This is a genomic window from Pseudomonas sp. NFPP12 (genome assembly GCF_900103205.1).
In the GTDB taxonomy this organism is placed as follows: Bacteria; Pseudomonadota; Gammaproteobacteria; order Pseudomonadales; family Pseudomonadaceae; genus Aquipseudomonas; species Aquipseudomonas protegens.
The window spans coordinates 1-17,600 of record NZ_FMWW01000009.1; the positions used below are offsets into that span (position 1 = coordinate 1).

At 62.3% G+C, this 17,600-nt stretch carries 12 protein-coding genes; 3 read left to right on the top strand and 9 right to left on the bottom strand.

Features of this window, described 5'->3' with window-relative positions; genetic code table 11:
- On the top strand, positions 1 to 3,690 hold a 3,690-nt coding region (locus BLS75_RS30610; protein WP_143031448.1), incomplete at its 5' end, for a non-ribosomal peptide synthetase.
- Between the two features lie 605 nt (positions 3,691 to 4,295).
- On the opposite strand, the gene BLS75_RS30615 is transcribed toward BLS75_RS30610, so the two are convergent.
- Together BLS75_RS30615 and BLS75_RS30620 are read right to left on the bottom strand one after the other, a co-directional pair.
- Entirely contained in the window at positions 4,296 to 6,767 is a 2,472-nt protein-coding gene (locus BLS75_RS30615; RefSeq protein ID WP_072452473.1) for a TonB-dependent siderophore receptor, read from the bottom strand.
- A gap of 95 nt (positions 6,768 to 6,862) precedes the next feature.
- Positions 6,863 to 8,515 carry a cyclic peptide export ABC transporter gene (locus BLS75_RS30620; RefSeq protein ID WP_072452475.1) on the bottom strand — a complete coding sequence of 551 codons (1,653 nt, stop codon included), beginning with the start codon at positions 8,513 to 8,515 and terminating at the stop codon, positions 6,863 to 6,865.
- Between the two features lie 200 nt (positions 8,516 to 8,715).
- Here BLS75_RS30620 and BLS75_RS30625 point away from each other — a divergent pair, with 200 nt between their 5' ends.
- Positions 8,716 to 9,579, top strand: a complete 864-nt coding sequence (locus BLS75_RS30625) for a formyltransferase family protein (protein ID WP_011062371.1) — start codon at positions 8,716 to 8,718, stop codon at positions 9,577 to 9,579.
- Between the two features lie 54 nt (positions 9,580 to 9,633).
- Here the strand turns inward: BLS75_RS30625 and BLS75_RS30630 are convergent, their stop codons facing one another.
- Genes BLS75_RS30630 through pvdM form a run of 3 tightly spaced genes read right to left on the bottom strand, consistent with a single transcriptional unit; the run spans position 9,634 to position 13,265 of the window.
- Positions 9,634 to 10,527 (bottom strand): dihydropyoverdine dehydrogenase, encoded by an 894-nt coding sequence (locus BLS75_RS30630; protein ID WP_072452477.1) that lies wholly within the window; start codon positions 10,525 to 10,527, stop codon positions 9,634 to 9,636.
- Between the two features lie 47 nt (positions 10,528 to 10,574).
- Positions 10,575 to 11,870 (bottom strand): pyoverdine-tailoring periplasmic protein PvdN, encoded by a 1,296-nt coding sequence (locus BLS75_RS30635; RefSeq protein ID WP_072452479.1) that lies wholly within the window; start codon positions 11,868 to 11,870, stop codon positions 10,575 to 10,577.
- Between the two features lie 21 nt (positions 11,871 to 11,891).
- Complete coding sequence (pvdM, locus tag BLS75_RS30640) at positions 11,892 to 13,265, bottom strand: pyoverdine-tailoring dipeptidase-like protein PvdM (RefSeq protein ID WP_015636418.1); 1,374 nt, start codon at positions 13,263 to 13,265, stop codon at positions 11,892 to 11,894.
- Positions 13,266 to 13,472: 207 nt separating this feature from the next.
- On the opposite strand from pvdM, the gene BLS75_RS30645 reads away from it, so the two are divergent.
- Positions 13,473 to 15,101 (top strand): pyoverdine maturation tyrosinase PvdP, encoded by a 1,629-nt coding sequence (locus BLS75_RS30645; protein ID WP_072452481.1) that lies wholly within the window; start codon positions 13,473 to 13,475, stop codon positions 15,099 to 15,101.
- Positions 15,102 to 15,111: 10 nt separating this feature from the next.
- On the opposite strand, the gene BLS75_RS30650 is transcribed toward BLS75_RS30645, so the two are convergent.
- From BLS75_RS30650 to BLS75_RS30665, 4 genes are all read right to left on the bottom strand, one after another.
- Positions 15,112 to 15,549 (bottom strand): SMI1/KNR4 family protein, encoded by a 438-nt coding sequence (locus BLS75_RS30650; RefSeq protein ID WP_072452483.1) that lies wholly within the window; start codon positions 15,547 to 15,549, stop codon positions 15,112 to 15,114.
- An 18-nt stretch (positions 15,550 to 15,567) separates the two neighbouring features.
- The gene (locus tag BLS75_RS30655) at positions 15,568 to 15,867 is read right to left on the bottom strand and encodes a DUF3349 domain-containing protein (protein WP_072452485.1); all 300 of its coding nucleotides are present in this window, start codon (positions 15,865 to 15,867) and stop codon (positions 15,568 to 15,570) included.
- 172 nt (positions 15,868 to 16,039) lie between these two features.
- Positions 16,040 to 16,777 (bottom strand): hypothetical protein, encoded by a 738-nt coding sequence (locus BLS75_RS30660; RefSeq protein WP_083533744.1) that lies wholly within the window; start codon positions 16,775 to 16,777, stop codon positions 16,040 to 16,042.
- Between the two features lie 83 nt (positions 16,778 to 16,860).
- Positions 16,861 to 17,598: a hypothetical protein gene (locus tag BLS75_RS30665; RefSeq protein WP_083533745.1), complete on the bottom strand. Its 738-nt coding sequence runs from the start codon at positions 17,596 to 17,598 to the stop codon at positions 16,861 to 16,863.
- Positions 17,599 to 17,600: the final 2 nt, after the last annotated feature.

The window sequence follows — 17,600 nt, forward strand, 5'->3', positions numbered from 1 at the left end:
GCGCCCCTGCTGCGCCTGACCCTGGTGCGCACTGGCGAGCAGCGTTACCACCTGATCTACACCAACCACCACATCCTGATGGACGGCTGGAGCAACTCGCAGTTGCTCGGTGAAGTACTGCAGCGTTATGCCGGTCAATTGCCGCAGCACCTGACCGGGCGCTACCGCGACTACATCGCCTGGCTGCAACGCCAGGACGCCACCCTCAGTGAACATTTCTGGAAACAGCAACTGCAGGGGCTGGATGAGCCGACCCGTCTGGCCCAGGCCATTGTTGCCGGTGCACGAGCGCCGCTGGAGGAGGGCCATGGTAGCCATGGCTGCACCCTCGACGAAGCCCAGACCCGCAGCCTGGGCGAGTTTGCCCGCCAGCAGAAGGTCACGGTCAACACCCTGGTGCAGGCCGCCTGGCTGTTGCTGCTGCAACGCTGCACCGGGCAGGACACTGTGGTGTTCGGCGCCACGGTGTCCGGCCGGCCGGCGGAACTCAAGGGGGTGGAGCAGCAGATCGGGCTGTTCATCAACACCTTGCCGGTGGTGGCCGCGCCACGTCCGCAGTTGTCGGTCAGCGACTGGTTGCAGGCGGTGCAGGAACGCAACCTGGCCCTGCGTGACTTCGAACACACGCCGCTGTACGACGTGCAGCGTTGGGCCGGTCTGGGGGGCGAGGCGCTGTTCGACAATATCCTGGTGTTCGAGAACTACCCGGTGTCCGAAGCCCTGGAAAAAGGCTCGCCGGCACAGCTGCAATTTGGCGCGGTAGGCAATCATGAGCAGACCAACTACCCGCTGACCCTGTCGGTGTTCGTCGCTGAGCGCCTGTCGTTCGACTACAGCTATTCGTGCCAGCACTTCAGTGCCGCGGTGATCCGGCAACTGGCCGAGGGCCTGCAGCACCTGCTGCTGGCCATGATCGGCAACCCCGGGCAGTGCCTGGGGGATCTTTCCCTGCTCAGCGACGGGCAACGGACGGCCGTTGAACAGGAGTCCCGCCGGGCGGCCGGGCAAGTGGGCCGGGGCCTGAATATCCACCAGTTGATCGAAGCCCAGGCCGCGCGCACTCCGGATGCCGTGGCGCTGCTGTGCGCCGGTGAGCAACTGAGCTATGGCCAGTTCAACCAGCGGGCCAACCAGTTGGCCCATAAGCTGATCGAGCAGGGTGTAGGCCCGGATGTGCGGGTGGGCATTGCCGTGGAGCGCGGGCTGGACATGATTGTCGGCCTGCTGGCGGTGCTCAAGGCCGGTGGCGCCTACGTGCCGCTGGACCCCGAGTACCCCCAGGAGCGCCTGCACTACATGATGCAGGACAGCGGCATCCAGTTGCTGCTGACCCAGTCGCCGCTGCTGGAGCGTTTGCAGGATGGCCTCGCGGTGCCGTACCTGTGCCTGGACCAGGCTCCCGTCTGGTTGGCCGGTATGGCGCAGGGCAACCCGCCTGAGCGCAGCAGCGCGGAAAACCTGGCCTATGTGATGTACACCTCCGGCTCCACCGGCCGACCCAAGGGCGTAGGTATTACCCACAACGCCCTGAGCCAGCACGCACGGGCCACCGCCAGCCATTTCAACATGACGGCTGCGGACCGTGGCTTGCAGTTCTCCACCTTCAACTTCGATGCCTTTGTCGAACAGCTGTACCCGGCGCTGATCCGTGGTGCTTCGGTGGTGATCCGCGGCAAGGCGCTGTGGGACAGCGAAACCTTCTACCGCGAGCTGATCGAGCAAGGCATCAGCATCGTCGACTTGAGCACCGCCTACTGGTTCATGCTGGGCAAGGACTTCGCCGCCAAGGGGCCGCGGGACTTTGGCCGCCTGCGTCAGCTCAACCTGGGGGGAGAGGCCATGCCGGCGGAAGGCGTGGCCGCCTGGAAGCAGGCCGGCCTGAAACACGCCTGCCTGCTCAACACCTACGGGCCCACCGAGGCCACCGTGAGTGCCACGGCCCATGACTGCGGTGCCTACCTGAAGGGGACCGAGCCGCTGCCGGCGGTGATTCCACTGGGCAAGGCCCTGCCGGGCCGTTCCATCTACCTGCTGGACAGCAGCGGCAACCTGCCGCTCAACGGTGTGATTGGCGAGCTGATGATCGGTGGCGACCTGCTGGCCCGGGGTTACCACGACCGCCCAGGCCTGACTGCCGAGCGTTTCATTCCCGATCCGTTCAGCAGCGATGGTGAGCGCCTGTATCGCTCCGGCGATCTGGCCCGCTATGACGCCGAAGGCGTGATCGAATACGCCGGGCGCATCGACCACCAGGTGAAGATCCGCGGTTTCCGTATCGAAATGGGCGAGATCGAAGCGCGGCTGCTGGAGCTGACGCCAGTACGCGAGGCGCTTGTACTGGCCCAGGACGGCGCGAGCGGGCCACAACTGGTGGCTTATGTAGTGCCAGCCGCGCAGGTGGCGGCCGATACGCCGCAGGCCCAGGCGCAACTGCGCGAGCAATTGAAAGCGGCCCTCAAGGAGGTGCTGCCGGACTACATGCTGCCGGCGCACCTGCTGTTCCTCGAAGCGCTGCCGTTGAGCCCCAATGGCAAGCTGGACCGCAAGGCCCTGCCCAAGGCCGAGGCCAGCCTGTTGCAGCAGGCCTACATCGCTCCACAGAGCGAGCTGGAACAGCAGGTCGCCGCCCTCTGGAGCCAGGTGCTGGGCGTCGATCAGGTGGGCCTGGACGACAACTTCTTCGAGTTGGGTGGGCACTCCCTGGATGCCTTGCGCCTGATCGGCGCCATCAACCAGGCACTGGCTGTGCAACTGAGCATCAATGCGCTGTTCACGGCGCCGACCGTGGGGCAACTGGCTGGTGTGATCGCAGCCGGTCAGCCCGACAGTGCACAGAATGTCATCGCCCTGGGCGGCTCCGGCCAGCCGCTGTTCTGCTTCCACCCGGCGGGGGGCAGCGTGTATGGCTACCTGCCGTTGGCGGCGCAGTTGCGCGACCGTTGCGCGGTGTATGGCGTGCTGCACCAGGCCTACCTGCAAACCGACTGGAGCGAGGTTTCATGGCAGGCCATGATCGAGCGCTATGTCGCCAGCATCCGCCAGGTGCAGCCGACAGGTCCTTACTACCTGGCAGGTTGGTCCCTGGGCGGGTCCATTGCCATGGACGTGGCCAGCGAACTGGAGGCGGCCGGAGAGACGGTGCGTTTCCTCGGTTTGCTCGACCCGACGCCGCCCCTGGGCGCCGGGGATGACCTGGTTCAAAGGCAGGAGGAGCCGGTCACCGTGACAGCCGAGTCCGAGTGGCAGGCGATCATCGACAAACTCTGCCAGCAGTTCCCGGGCAGTGCAGGGATGATCGAGAGCCGCTTGAGGCGTGAAGCCGAGCTCGACTGGCAGAGCATCCATGGCTGGGTGGCTGGCAATATCCCCCTGGCTCCCGGCGAGCTGGATCGGGTCGTGGGGCTGTTCAAGGCCGAGTTCGACGCCTCGCTGGTCAGCGCGGTGTTCAATGACTTGAGCGCCTTGTCTGCGGCCTATGCCTATCGCCCCCTGCGGGTTGCGCCGCGGCTATGGTGGTCCAGCGATTATGCCCGGGAGCGGATCCAGGTCATGGAGCAGGCCATGGGTCGCGAGGTACAGGGTGGCGAGATAGCCGCTTCATATCATATCGAAGCCCGCCATGAAGCCATGGTGGACAGCCGAGCCTTGCTGGAGAGCTTCACAGAGCAGTTGTTGACCTGCTTGAACTGAGACACCGACAAAGGCCTGGACCGGCAACGGTCCAGGCCTTTGTCGTTTTCGTCATAAGCAAATCAACGGCTCGCCCTCGCTCTGTAGGAGCTGGCTTGCCAGCGAACGTGCGCAGGTCTTAAGGGCGCCTTCGCCGGCAAGCCGGTTCCTACGGGGATCTGCACCGTGCATCTGACTGCTGTAGGAGCTGGCTTGCCAGCGTAGGCGTCACCCGGGGCGCTGCATGACTTGCGGGCCTCTTCGCCGGCAAGCCGGTTCCTACGGGGATCTGCACCGTGTATCTGACTGCTGTAGGAGCTGGCTTGCCAGCGAAGACGTCACCCGGGGCGCTGCATGACTTGCGGGCGCCTTCGTCGGCAAGCCGGCTCCTGCGGGGATCTGCACCGTGCATCCGACTGTTGTAGGAGCTGGCTTGCCAGCGAAGACGTCACCCGGGGCGCTGCATGACTTGCGGGCGCCTTCGCCGGCAAGCCGGCTCCTACGGGGGCGTGTGTGGGAGGGGAGGGGAATTCATCGCGTTGCAGGATCTGGCTTGCCAGCGAAGGTGCGCGAGTCTTAAGGGCGCCTTCGCCGGCAAGCCGGCTCCTACAGGGGGAGGACGTGATTCACAGAGACCAGCTGACCGTGACCATGGCGTTGCGCGGGTCGCCGTAGAGGCTGGTGCCGTAGTCGGTGTTGGTGCCGATGCTCTGGTAGTAGCGCTTGTCGAAGAGGTTGTTGACGTTGAGGCGAATGTTCACATTTTCCGAGGCCTTGTAGCTGGTCATCAGGTCCACCAGGGCGTAGGACTTCTGTTCGATGCGGTAGTCGAAGGTGCTCAGGTAGTCGTTGGTGCCCTTGTTGTAGATGGTGTTCTGGCCATAGATCCCGCCACCGATGGTCCAGCGGTTCAGGTCGCCGGGCAGTTGGTAGGTGGTGAAGGCCTTGAACACGCTGCGCGGGATGTCGGTGTCGAACAGGCGGCCGACGTTGGCTTCGTTGGAGTCCTTGGTGTACTTGACCGAGGCATAGGTGTAGCCCGCCCCCAGTTCCCAGCCCGGGGCCAGGGTGCCGTTGATTTCCAGCTCGATACCTTCGCTGCGCACCTGGCCCGCGGCTTCGTAGCAGGCGGTGCCGGGGCTGCACAGGTCGGGGTGGAGGGCCTTGGCACGGTTTTCCTGGTCGATGCGGAAGATCGCCGCACTGGCATTGAGTTTGCCGTCGAAGTACTCGCCCTTGATGCCCAGTTCGTAGTTCTTGCCTTCGATCGGCTTGAGCGCGCCGTTGGAGGCGTCGAGTTCGGTCTGCGGCTTGAAGATATCGGTGTAGCTGACATAGACCGAGTGGTTCTGGTCCAGGTCATAGATGGCCCCGGCATAGCGGGTCAGGTGCCGTGTCACTTTGTTCGGCAGGCTGGAGGCGGAGGCCTTGCCGTTCCAGGTGGTGGTTACGTCATAGTCGTACCAGTCCAGGCGGCCGCCCAGGATCAGCTTCAGGTCATCGGTGATGCTCAGACGGGTGGTGACGTAGGTGCCTTCCAGCTGGCTGGTACGGCGTTGTGTCCAGGGGTTGGCACTCATGTCCGGCTTGGGAATGCCGCTGGGCTTGTAGATGTTGGTGTGGGTCTCGAGGTCGATGGGCAGGCCCTTGCCCTTGAACGTCAGGTCGCGCCGGCTGGCGCCCACCACCAGTTCATGGGTACGCCCGAACAGGGAGAAGGGACCGGTGACGTAGCCGTCGTAGCTGTTTTGCTGGTCTTCGTAGTCGTAGCGACCGATGTTCTGGCCGAACTCATCGTAGTTGGCGCCCATGCGTTCCGGAATGGAGCCGAGCATGTTCAGGTCCGACCAGCTCTTGCTGGCGGACAGGAGCATTTTCCAGCTGTCGGCGAAGCGATACTCCAGGCGGCTGAACGCCGTGGTGTTGTTCTGATCCCAGTACTCCCACTTGCTGCCCAGGTAGGTCGAGCGCTTGAGGTGCAGGTCGCTGCCGTCGGCTGCAACCGGCAGGCCACCCCAGGAAGTGTTGTTTCTGCCGCTCTGGTTGGAGACGCCAAAAGTGAAGGTGGTGTCTTCGTTCAGGTCGGCCTCGGTGATGCCGTAGAACACGTTGCGTTCACTGCTGACGAAGTCCTGGAAGCTGCCCTTGCTCTGATAGGCGGCGACCACCCGGCCGCGCAGGGTGCCGCTTTCGTTGAGGGCGTTGGAGGCGTCGATCTCGGTGCGGTAGTCGTCCCAGCTGCCGGCGCTGCCGGTGACGGTGACCCGCGGTGTGGCGGTGGGGCGCTTGCGCACCATGTTGATCGCTGCCGACGGGTTACCTGCGCCCTGCATCATCCCGGTGGCGCCACGCACCACTTCCACATGGTCGAAGATAGCCATGTCAGCCGAGGAGTTCATGTCCCGGCTCAGGTAGTGGGTCAAATCGTTGGGCAAGCCGTCGGTCATCAGGTTTTCGACGGCAAAACCACGGGAGTAGAAGGTCGGCCGCTGCGGACCGTCCTTGGTGATGGAAATGCCGGGGGTGGCCTTGAGCACATCCTCCAGGGACCTCATGTTCTGGTCATCCATGCGTTGGCGGGTGATGACCGTGACCGACTGCGGGGTTTCCCGGGCCGTCAGCGACAGCTTGCTGGCGGTCTGCATGGCCCCGGTGGTGTAGGAACCTGTGTCCTCGGTGGTGGTGCCCAGGCCCTGGCCGCTGATGGTGCTGGTCCCCAGTTCCAGCGAGCCGTTGCCACCATGGTTGCGGATAGTGACCGAGTTGTCCTTGAGGGTGTAGGCCACCCCCGTGCCATTGAGCATGGCCGCGATGGCCCGCTCCGGCGAATAGCTGCCGCTGAGGGCGTTGCTGCGCTTGCCTTGCACATCGTCAGGGTTGTAGAGCACCTGCATATTGGCCTGGCGCCCGAACTCCTGCAGGGCCGCAGACATGGACTGCGAGACGATGTTGAAATGGATTTCCTGGGCCTGGACCTGAGCCATCAGTGGCAGGGTCAGGGCCAGGCCCAGGGTGCGGGAAGCCAGTTTTGGCGAGAAGGCCTGGCGAAGCAGCGCTTTCGTCAAAGGGGTCAGTCGGTGTTGTGCGGGCATGCTCATATGCTCTTATAGATCCGGCAGATGTAGTGACTGTTAATGGTATTAATTCTCAGTTCTGTCTGTATGACGCATCAGCTGCCATAAACCGGAAACAATCACGCCGGTTGCAGTTCAGTCAGGACTCGTCCGGCCTTCATGCGCACCAACTGGTCGGCAATGTCGAAGTAGCGATCGTCGTGGCTGATCACGATGATGGTCTTGCCCAGGCGCTTGAGATCGGGCAGCAGCTCGGTGTAGAAAATCCGCCGGAAGGCCGGGTCCTGGTCGGCGGCCCATTCGTCGAACACCAGCACCGGGCGCTCTTCCAGCCAGGCATTGACCAGGGCCAGGCGCTTGCGTTGGCCGGTGGACAGGTCGGTGGTGGTGAAGGCGCCATCCTTGACGCTGACCTTGTGGGCGATTTCCAGGCGGTTCAGGTACTGGGTGGCGACGTCCAGCGACTTGCCGGCATTGCCCTGGACCAGGTCGTCGAACAGGTAGTAGTCGGCAAATACCGTGGTGAACAGCTGCCGGTAGTCATCCCGGGCCCGGTCGGTCACCGCTTCGCCATTGAGACGGATCTCCCCGGACTGGGGCTGGTACAGGCCCAGCAACAGCTTGATCAGGGTGGTCTTGCCGCAGCCGTTCTCGCCGACGATGAAGACGATGTCGCCCTGCTTGATGTTCAGGTTGATCGGGCCCAGGTGGAACGGTTCGCTGCCTTCCACCGGCGGCGGGCTGTAGCGCACCTCGCGCAGTTCCAGGCTGTGCACCACCGCTTGCGGCGCTTCGCTGTCGTCCATCAGCAGGTGCGGCTCGGGAGAGGAGAAGCGTTCGGATAGTTCGCTGATCCGGGCGAAGGCGATCTTGGCCTTGCCGACGATGGGCAGGTAGCCGACCACGTGTTCCAGCGGGCCCTTCATGTACAGCAGCACCAGCACGAAACCGGTGATCACCGCAGGATCCGGGTTCGGGTAGTAGGCCTGCATGGCCAGGGCCAGGCCGATGACCACGAAGAACAGCATCGAGCCGAAGCTCTTGGCCAGGATGTAGATGTTTACCGAGCGCACCTGGATATCGCTGATGCGATCCGCGGTTTTCTGGATGCGCTGGGTATTCATGCGAAAGCGCCGGGGCCGGTGAATGCGCAGCTCCTTGGCGCCGGAGGCAATCGCGTTGTAGTAGCGCTGCAGCTCGTCCTCATGGTCGCGAGCCTCATCGAAGCCCTGGATGCCCTTGCCGCCGGCCACCAGTTGCACACTGGTGCCGATGATGATGGCCACCACCATCATCAGGAACATCGGCACCGAGAGGTACGCCAGGTAGCCCAGGCAGCCCAGGGTGACGGTGGTGGCGATGGCCAGGGGAGTGAAGGCGAAAGAGAAGTCGCTGATGGTGTCGACGTCGTGGGTCAGTACCGGGATCAGGCGGTGGGAGCGATAGCGTTCGATCTGGGTGATGGGCGCCGAGAGTACTTTTTCACCCAGGTCCTTGCGCAGGGCGGCAATGATCCGTTGTCCCACATAGTTGGTGCCGATGTCCGAGACGATGGAACTGACCAGGGCCAGCAGGCACAGGGCGGCGAAGGTCAGGACCACGCCCTGGGTCATACCAGTCGCCGAGTGCAGGGCGTTGTTGATGGTGGCCAGCAACAGGGTGATGGCCAGGCCGCCGGCCATGCCCAGGGCAACGGAGATCACCACGATGGTGCGAAAGGGCCTGAGCAATGCGAGCAGACCGTTGAAGGCGCCGCGCTTGGGGTCGGTCATAAGTACTTCCCAGAGAGTGGATAGAGGGTCGTAGCACGCAGACCCTTACCCCTGACAAACGAAGCGCCGACGCCAGTATTTAGCTCGGCATGCCAGCCCGGCGGGCACTGCGGATAAATTGCCCTGCCTGTGGTTCGTTCTTGTTCTGTGGGCGCACGTGTATCGACGCAGTGCCTGAACCATTGAGCGAGAGCGAGCAAATGACAAAGAAGAATCTGGTGTATGTCTGGTCCCTGCGAAATGCCGCCGCCGACAAGGCCGGGCAGCCGGTGGCTTACAAGGACCACGAGCGCTACATGAAATCGGTGCTGGAATTTCTGGTCCAGACGCTGAACCAGACGCCCCTGGGCGAGGCCTACGAACTGGTGGGCGTGGTCTACGACGATGACGAGCAGTCGCCACGGGACCAGCAGTTGGTCAGTGACTACGGCTTTGCCTACCAGCCGGGCCGCCAGTGGCTGTACCCGGCGGACCTGGAAGTGCAGGGCAAGCGGGTCAACGACTTGCTGCTGAGCGTGCCGTCCACCTATCGCCGCCATCCCCGCGGCAGTGCCGAACACATCGCCGGCAAGCAGGATTTCGAACGCCGCCTGCACGACACCCTGGTGGAGCTCAAAGCCGATATCGTGGTGCTCGACGGCCTGCTGGTGATCCTCGATGAACTGGTGCGCCCGGGAGCGCCTTTCGCCCGGCGGATCATGAACATCCACCCGGGCATCACCCGCATCGAATCGCCCTATGAGCGTCGCGGGGCCTATGCCACCTGGAATGCCCTGTACGGCGCCCGTGGGCAGAAAGTAGTGGATTGGGCGACGAAGGAAACCGAGCCGACCGCGCCGCTATACCTGACCGGTGCCTCGTTCCACTACGTGGACAACGGTATCGACTCCGGCGAGGTGCTGCATGACGTGCTCAACACCGAAATCGGCCCCGAGGACACCATCCTCGAACTGCGCTGGAACAACTTCAACAACAGCCTGTTCCCGGCCTTGCGCCAGGGCCTGTGGCTGATGCTGGAGAACCTTCGCCAGGCTCAGGCCGGCAAGGCCCGGGACGTCGCCTGATACTGCCAGTGGCCCGGTGCGGTTGTTGCCCCGGGCCGCTGTTCATCGGGGTGTCTACTTGTGGCTGGCGCCGGGCTGTTCCAGCTCACGCACGACCCGGAAGCTCAGCCAGTCCCCGCGCACTTCGCGCTTGCGGCTGTTGCGGTTGCCCGAACGCGAGAATACCGGTGCCTCGCCCCAGTCGTTGCCGCGAATCTGGGCATCCAGGCACACCCCTTCCGACTCTTCCATCCAGGCCCGGCCATCGGCAGGTGCGCCCACGTAGTCGGGGTGCCAGCAGTCGGCGACCCATTCATAGGTATTGCCGTGCATGTCATACATGCCGAAGGCATTGGGCGGATAGCTGCCCACCGGGGCGGTGAAGCTGAAGCCGTCCTTGGGGCCGTAGGTGTTGGCGTGCTTGGTGATCTGGTACTGGCCTTCTTCATCGAAAGGGAAGGGGAAGGAACCGGTGCTGCCGGCGCGTGCGGCGTATTCGCGTTCCGCCTCGCTGACCATCCGGTAGTGCTTGCCGGTTTTCTTCGACAGCCACTGGGTATAGGCCTGCACGTCGGCGTAGTCGACGCAGACCGCCGGCTGGCGCGGCCCCTGTTCATAGCGTGGCTTGCTGGCCTGGCACAGGCGGCCGGGGCGGTCGTCGCCGTCCTTGATCACGGTGCCGGTTTCGCGGATGTAGGCATCAAGCTCGGCGGCAGTGACATGGAAGCGGCTCATGGCGAAGGCATTCTTGAAGGTCACGGTGTGCTGCGGGCCTTCATCGGGCTCGCGGCCCACTTCGTCTTCCGGGGTGCCCATGACAAAGCTGCCGGCCGGCAGGACCACCATTTCCGGGCAGTTCTTGCAGTCCTTGAACACGCTGCCGGGCTTGGGCGGTTCTACCGCGTGTGCGTTGAGGCTGATCAGGCAACCGGCCAGGGCGGCCAAGGAGGAATAGGCGATGGGTTTCATCAGTCAATAGCCTTGTGCAATGTGAGTTCAGGGGGCGTGGCAACGGCTCAGGCGGTCTTGCTGCTGCGCAGGCGCTTGCCCAGCAGGTCCATGGTCCGGTCGATATCCGCCTCGCTGTTGAGCAGGCCGGGGGCCATGCGCACTACCGGCCCGGCATCGCGGTCCACCGCGTCCACCAGGATGCGGTTCTCGATCAGCCAGGCGGCGGTGGCGTCGGTGTCCAGGTTCTGGCCGCGGAAGAAGGTGAAGCCGGCGGAGTGCTCCGGGCTCAGGGGTGTTACCAGCTCGATGCCCGGGTGCTCCTGCAGGCGCTGCTTGAGGTAGCTGTTGAGTTCATGGATGCGCGACTGGATGTTGGCCTTGCCCAGCTGCATGTGCAGGTCGAAGGCCTGGTCCACGGCCCAGCGGTGCTCGAAGCTGTGGTAGCCGCCGGGGGTCATGGTGGTGGCGAAGTTCTGGTTTTCGGAGAAGGTCGCCACCATCGGCGTCAGGTGTTCGAGTTGTTCCGAGCGCGAGCAGAAGATCCCGGTGCCCCGCGGGCCGAACATCCATTTGTGGGTGCCGGCGACGAAGAAGTCGCAGTTCAGGTCGGCAAAGGTGATGTCCTCCACCCCCAGCCCGTGCACACCATCGACGCAGTAGAGAATCCGCTCGTGTTCATCGCGATTGCGGTTGTGCTGGTCCACCAGCTTGCCGATCTCGCCGATCGGCAGTTTCACGCCGCTGCCCGACTGCACCCAGGTCATGCCCAGTACGCGGGTGTTGGCGCGGATGCTGCGGTCGATGTTGCCCAGCACTTCGTCGGTGGACATCCGGTGGGGCGACTTGAACAGTTCGATGGTGCGCACCTGGGTGCCGTCGCGCTGGGTGCGGTACTTCAGCGCGTTGCGGGTCGAATAGTGCTCGTGAACCGTGGTCAGGATCTCCTGTCCGGGGCGCACGTGGATGCCGCCATACATCAGGGCCAGGCCTTCGGTGGTGCTGCCGGTCAGGGCCACCTGGCCGGGCTTGATCTGCAGGTAGCGGCCGACACTTTCGCGCACCTGGGCCTCGCGCTTCCAGGTGTACTGGGTGTCGTAGTCCATGGCCATGGCCGGGTTGCGGTCGAGCACTGCGCGGTATTTTTCGATGGCCTCGCGCACCGGCCTCGGGTGCGAGGTGATGAGGAAATTGGCCAGGTGCACGTAGTCCGGGTCGAGGTCGAACAACTGGCGCAATTGGATCCACTGCGAAGCACTGGCGGTGGCACTGTCGGCCCGGGCCTGGCTGATGGCGAGGTTGCCCAGGGGCAGGGCGGCGGCCAACAGGCCTGCTTGTTTGAGGAATGTCCGACGGTTGGTCACAGGAAGGCTCGTGGTCATGGGTTAGCCGGCGATGGCGGGTTGAGGGGCGGGTTTTGCAGGCTTGGCCAGTTTCTGCACCTGTTCCCAGACGCGCAGATAGTTCTCGCCCCAGAGCTTGGCGATCTCGATATCGCTGTAGCCACGCTGGATCAGCTCGGCGGTGACGTTGCGGTTGTCCGCCACGCTCATCCAGCCATTGACGCCACCGCCCTCGTTGAAGTCCGAGCTGATGCCGACGTGGTCGATGCCGACTTTCTTCACCGTGTAATCGATGGCGTCGACATAGTCCTTGAGGCTGGCCTTGGGTTCCTCATCGAGGATGCCGTACAGGGAGCTGGCGTATTCGCCAAAGCGCTGTTCCGGCCAGATGGTGATCACGGCGTCGCCGGGCATCAGTGCGTTCTCCAGGCCTTGCAGTGGCCCGAGGTCGAAGCGCTTGCGCAAGGCATTGAGCTTGTCCAGGGTCGGCTGGCTGAGGGGGCGCAGGTAGGTGGAGAAGCCCACGACCTGGATCACCCCGCCGGTGGCCTTGATCTGTTGCATTTCCTGGTCGCTGAGGTTGCGCGGGATATCCACCAGCGCCCTGGGGGCGGAGTGGGAAGCCACCACCGGTGCCCGGGTCAGGCTCGCAACGTCGTCCAGGGCCTTGCTCGACATCTGCGAGACGTCGATCACCACCCCCAGGTCATTGAGCCGCTGCACCGCCTGCTTGCCGACGGGCGAGAGGCCGCCGAGGGCGTCCCGGGTGTCATTGAAGAAGGGCAGCGGGCGCGACGAGTCGGCCCAGTCGTTGTTACCCACATAGCTGAAGCCGAACAGGCGCATGCCCCGTGCGGCCCACTGGTCCAGCTGGTCCAGGTCGTCGCCCATGGCGTAGGCATTGAGCAGGCTGATCACCACCGCCACCTTGCCTTCGGAGGCAATGCGGCGCAGGTCGGCGGGGGTGTAGGCGATGGCGGCCTGGTTGGGGAAGTCACGCACCATGCCCTGGATGATCCGGTAGCGGGTCTCGCGCTGGTGGCGGGCTTCCTCGACGAAGCCGGCGGTGGGGCGGTGCGGCGCGTTGGGGCCGTTCCACATCTCCGGCCAGGCCAGGATGCTCAGGGCGGCGCCGGACATGCGGCCGCGACCGGCCTTGACCAGGTCGAACTGGCGAGAGGTGTCCTTGTCCGCTTCGCTGCCTTCGGTGCCGAAATCCAGGGGCACGGTGATGTGGCTGTCGAAGGAAATGATGCGCTCTTGCAGGTCGTTGGCGTGCTTGACGATCTCGCTGGGGTAGGACACCCGGTCTTTCCAGTAGTAGTGCCAGGCCGCGCCGGCACCGACACCGAGGGCGGCGACGATGAGTATCAGCAGGCTCAGATAGAGGGTTTTCTTACCAGATATTTTGATCATTGCTATCCCAGTCGCAGGCGGGCTGATGACGGGGTCGGGCCCTGGGGTTCAGTGCTGCCGGGTCCGACCTTTTGTGCACATCTATCCGCGATAAACGAGCTGGCCGAGAGCAAATTTAGCGTCGCGGCAATCGCTGGCCGGTAAATTTCCCTGCAAATCCAACGTTCTAGCTAGATGCGTGACGCGCCACTGGATAAAGGTAGAGCGATGAGGTTTTCGAGAAGAGGATTTTTGACCGGTCTGGCGGTGACGGGAGCGGCTATCCCTGTGGCGTTCTACACCCAGAAGGAGTTGCTGCGTCAGGATGTACGCCGCAAGGAAGAGCAGGAGATCACCCCCGGGGAAGCCAAGCTGGAGGTGGCCCTGGACCCTGGCGTGCGCCTTGCCGATCACCTGCGGGGCATCTGGGATATCGAGTTTCTCGACGCCAACGGACCGCAATCCCTGCCTCGTAAAGGTTGTGAGTTGTTACTGGATGCCGGCCCCACCGGGCGCGGCTTGCGTGGCCTCCTGGGGCGTGCGCAGAGCCTGCGAGGCGACGGCCCGGTGGAGTTCATGGTGCAGGGCGACCTGGCGTCGGTGGACGCCGCCAGGTTGCGCTGGCGCTTGTTTGCCGGTGGCCGCATCGCCGGTGCCCCCAGCCATGAATGCCAGGTGGTGCTCGATGAGGTCTGGGCCAGTTGGGGCAATGCCGGCAGCGGCACCCTCAGTGGCAGCCTGCAGTCGCTGCAGGCGTCGCCACTGGCGCCGGTATCCGCGGCGCGTTTTGTGGCGCGCAAGCGAGTCTTTCCTGCCGCCCGGGACCAGAGCGGGCTGAGCCCCGCCTTGCTGGCGTGGCTGGTATCGCCGCAGCACCGCCTGTTCCATCAGCTCTGGCACGCTTCGCGGGACCGTTGGCACACCCTGCCCAAGGACAAGCGCAACAGCCTGCGGGGGCTCGGCTGGCAGCCGGGCCCGGTCAAGCATGAACGTGACGCCCGTGGGCGGCGCAAGCACCGCAATGCCTCGGGCATCGATTTTCTGTTCATGCACCGGCACATGCTCCTGCACGCCCGCTCGTTGCAGCCGGACCTGGTGTCCTGGCAGCAGTTGCCGCAGCCCTGTGCCCGCCTTGAGCAGGATCGGCAGGCCTTTATCCGCTATTACGAAAACCGTGACGGCTGCTCGGTGCCGCCGGCCTGGGTGGCCGACGACGATGAAGAGTTCACCCAATGGCTGCACGGGCTGAAAAGCGATGCGGCGTTCTATGGCAATTTCCAGGTCTGGGAGTCGCAGTACCAGGACCCCGAGTACCTCCGCCGCCTGACCCTGGGCCAGTTCGGGTCCGAGGTCGAGCTGGGCCTGCACGACTGGCTGCACATGCGCTGGGCGGATGTCGCCCGCGATCCTTCCAACGGCATGCCGGTGATGGAAGCGCGCCTGTCCTCGGACTTCGCCGGGCGCTGGTACCAGCCGCAGAACGACTTTCTCGGCGATCCCTTCTCGTCTCACGTGCACCCCATGTTCTGGAAATTCCATGGCTGGATCGATGACCGGATCGACGACTGGTTCCGGGCCCACGAGCGCTACCACCCCGGCGAAGTGTTGCGCCGTGAGGTCAATGGCGTGCCCTGGTTCGCCCCCGGGCGCTGGGTCGAGATCGACGATCCGTGGCTGGGGGCCTCGACCCATGGCTGCGGCCCCCTGGGCAATGCCCCGGGGGAAATGTCCCTGGAGATGGATCAGGAGGTCATGAAACTGGCCTTGCGCATCGCCCTGAGCCGCGACGAAGAGGTGCCGGACCTGCTCAAGCGGGCGCCGCGCCGGCCCTGGTATGCCCAGCACTTGAAGCTCTGAGGCGCGGGATTCAGTTGCTCAGGGCCACTTCGGCGAGGAAGTTGAAAAGCCCGCGGTATCGGCTGGCCTGCCATTGCCCGGTGCTGTGGTCGAAGAACTCGACCGGCGCCAGACAGTGCCGGTTCTCGATCCTGAACCCGTAGAAGTCACCGCAGCCGTTTTCTGAAAACAGCAGGTGAGCCTTGGCGATGGTCGGGTGCGCCCGGTTGATCTCGACCAGATGGAAATCACTGCCGCTGTCCAGCGAGTAGAGCGTGCTCAGGGCAAAGTAGCCGCCACCGCACTCCTTGAGGAACCAGGCGTAGTCGGCCGGCAGTTGCAGCCCCAAGGCCTGCTGCGCCTCCAGGATCTGGGCTTGGCTGGCAGGGCGGTCCGACGGCAGTTCGAACCAGATCGGATGGCTGCGCTTGCGTTCGTCCAGCAGTTGCTTGAAGTCCTCGACGTTCATTTTTTGCTCCTTGTGCAGTCAGTCGTCCGTCAGGATGGACCAGGCGCCGTGTTGCTCCAGTAAGTCCTGCAGCGCCTGCAGCTCTGCGGCGGGCGGCGGCTGGCCGGTCACGGCGGCGTAGAGGTCGTTGAGAATGAGGTCTGCGTCCCTGTGGGTGAGCTGAGCCATCAGCTGTGCCAGATTGCGGTCGCACCAGTGCGGGTACAGCAGCACCAGAAGATGGTTGTAGTCGCGGCTGTCGAGCCCGTTGGGGTAGACCTTGCGCAGTAGGGTCAGCAGGCCTGCCAGTGGCTCGTGCGGCGCTTTTTCGAGGGGCATGGGCTCTGTTCGCGGTGGGGCGGGAGGGGATTCTAAGCGATTGCACGCTCGGCCACTCCCGCCTTGTCATTGGCTCCAGCCGCCTCCCAGGGCCTTGTACAGGGTGATGCTCGATTGCAGGCGCGACAGCCGCAGTATGGGGCTGGTGTCAGTGGATATGAATGATCTTCCTTCAGTACTCCCAGTGCGCTTCAGTGAACGCTGCTGTTACAGGCAGCAAGCGGTGAAGTAACGCCAGATATTGTTCAAATAGTTCTTTGTTTTGGAATCGAGCTTTAAAGCCAAAGGGTAGTTCGCTTTTAAGGGCGACTATTATCAAGCGCTTGCGATCTACAGTGACGAAGTTATATTCGTTCCAGGGAAGACTCTGTTCTTGTTTTATTTCGTTTTTCCACCCCAGGATAAACTTGGCTGCGCCAAGCGCAATAGCGCCGGGGCCAATTAAAAAAAGCAGGGATTGGGTGTATATAGCAGCGCCAATGAAGAGAAGAAAAGCGGCGATGGCTATGCCCTTGAAAAAAATCTTCGCGCCGTTTGAGAAGTAGGGATGATACTCAATATATCCGTTGTCGCGGGTTATAGAATAGTTAAACAGGGTTTTCTGCCTGACTCCAAGCATGATGAAGTAAAAAATCAGGCCGTAACCTACGAAGCACAAGACAAATAGGTCAAAAACTTGATCAGGCAAGTTGCCCCACATACTCCAAGTGATAAAAACGTTTGCGAGTGTTGCCATCAGCAAAAGACCGAGCTGCGTCTTCATGATTTCTTTCGGAGAAAACGGGATGGCTTTGGTGGTCCAGCTCATCAGTATCTCGGGCTTTAGTGAGATATCTTGCTGTTTATCTTGGGGCGTGTCTTCACCGGACTGTTGAGCAAGGGGGGAAGTGTTTTCTTTTAGGCTAGTCATTTTTATTCGTCCTTGATAACCAGTAGCATTGCGTCCTTTCAAATATCTTATGAGCGCTGTTCTCTGGCATAAAAAATTTTCAATCAATACTCCCAGTGCGCCTCAATAAATTCTGCTGTTATAGGCAACAAGCGGTGAAGTAACGCCAGATATTGTTCGAATAGCTCTTTGTTTGGAAGTCGCACTTCAAAGCCGAGTGTTTCATGTGTGTGCTGGGTGGCGATAACCAATCGCTTGTGATCTACAGTGACCACGTTGTATTCGCTCCAAGGAAGGCTTTCTACTTGTTTTATTTCGTTTTCCCATCCCAGGAGAAATTTGGCTGCGCCAAGCGCAATAGCGCCGGGGCCAATTAAAAAAAGCAGAGATTGGGTGTAAATAGCAACGCCAATGAAGAAAATAAATGCGGCGATGGCAATGCCTTTGAAAAAAATCTTCGATGCAGTTGAATAGTCCACGCAATACTTTATATGCCCATTGTCACGGGTTATAGAGTAGTTGAATCGGGTCTTCTGTCTGAGGGGGAATATAATGAAATAGATATACAATCCATAAGCAAAGCTGCAATTGCGAATCAACTCAAAAAATGCTCCAGGTAAGCGATCCCACATTATCGCGGCTCCTAAGGCAGTTAGCATTATAGGACCTAATAAAAGACCAAATTGCGTTTTCATGATCTCTTTCGGTGGGAACGGGGTGGCTTTGGTGGTCCAGCTCATCAGTACTTCAGGTTTCAATAGGGTTTCTTGTTGTTTATCTTTGAACGTGTCTTCACTGTTTTGCTGGGCAACGGATGGAGTATTTTCTTTTAGGTTAGTCATTT

Bases quoted from the DNA above. Each gene is read 5' to 3' on its own strand.
- BLS75_RS30625 (WP_011062371.1), top strand. From the start codon at position 8,716: ATGACAAAGAAGAATCTGGTGTATGTCTGGTCCCTGCGAAATGCCGCC.
- BLS75_RS30655 (WP_072452485.1), bottom strand. From the start codon at position 15,867: ATGCCCCTCGAAAAAGCGCCGCACGAGCCACTGGCAGGCCTGCTGACC.
- BLS75_RS30650 (WP_072452483.1), bottom strand. From the start codon at position 15,549: ATGAACGTCGAGGACTTCAAGCAACTGCTGGACGAACGCAAGCGCAGC.
- BLS75_RS30615 (WP_072452473.1), bottom strand. From the start codon at position 6,767: ATGAGCATGCCCGCACAACACCGACTGACCCCTTTGACGAAAGCGCTG.
- BLS75_RS30665 (WP_083533745.1), bottom strand. From the start codon at position 17,598: ATGACTAACCTAAAAGAAAATACTCCATCCGTTGCCCAGCAAAACAGT.
- BLS75_RS30645 (WP_072452481.1), top strand. From the start codon at position 13,473: ATGAGGTTTTCGAGAAGAGGATTTTTGACCGGTCTGGCGGTGACGGGA.
- BLS75_RS30630 (WP_072452477.1), bottom strand. From the start codon at position 10,527: ATGAAACCCATCGCCTATTCCTCCTTGGCCGCCCTGGCCGGTTGCCTG.
- BLS75_RS30620 (WP_072452475.1), bottom strand. From the start codon at position 8,515: ATGACCGACCCCAAGCGCGGCGCCTTCAACGGTCTGCTCGCATTGCTC.
- pvdM (WP_015636418.1), bottom strand. From the start codon at position 13,265: ATGATCAAAATATCTGGTAAGAAAACCCTCTATCTGAGCCTGCTGATA.
- BLS75_RS30660 (WP_083533744.1), bottom strand. From the start codon at position 16,777: ATGACTAGCCTAAAAGAAAACACTTCCCCCCTTGCTCAACAGTCCGGT.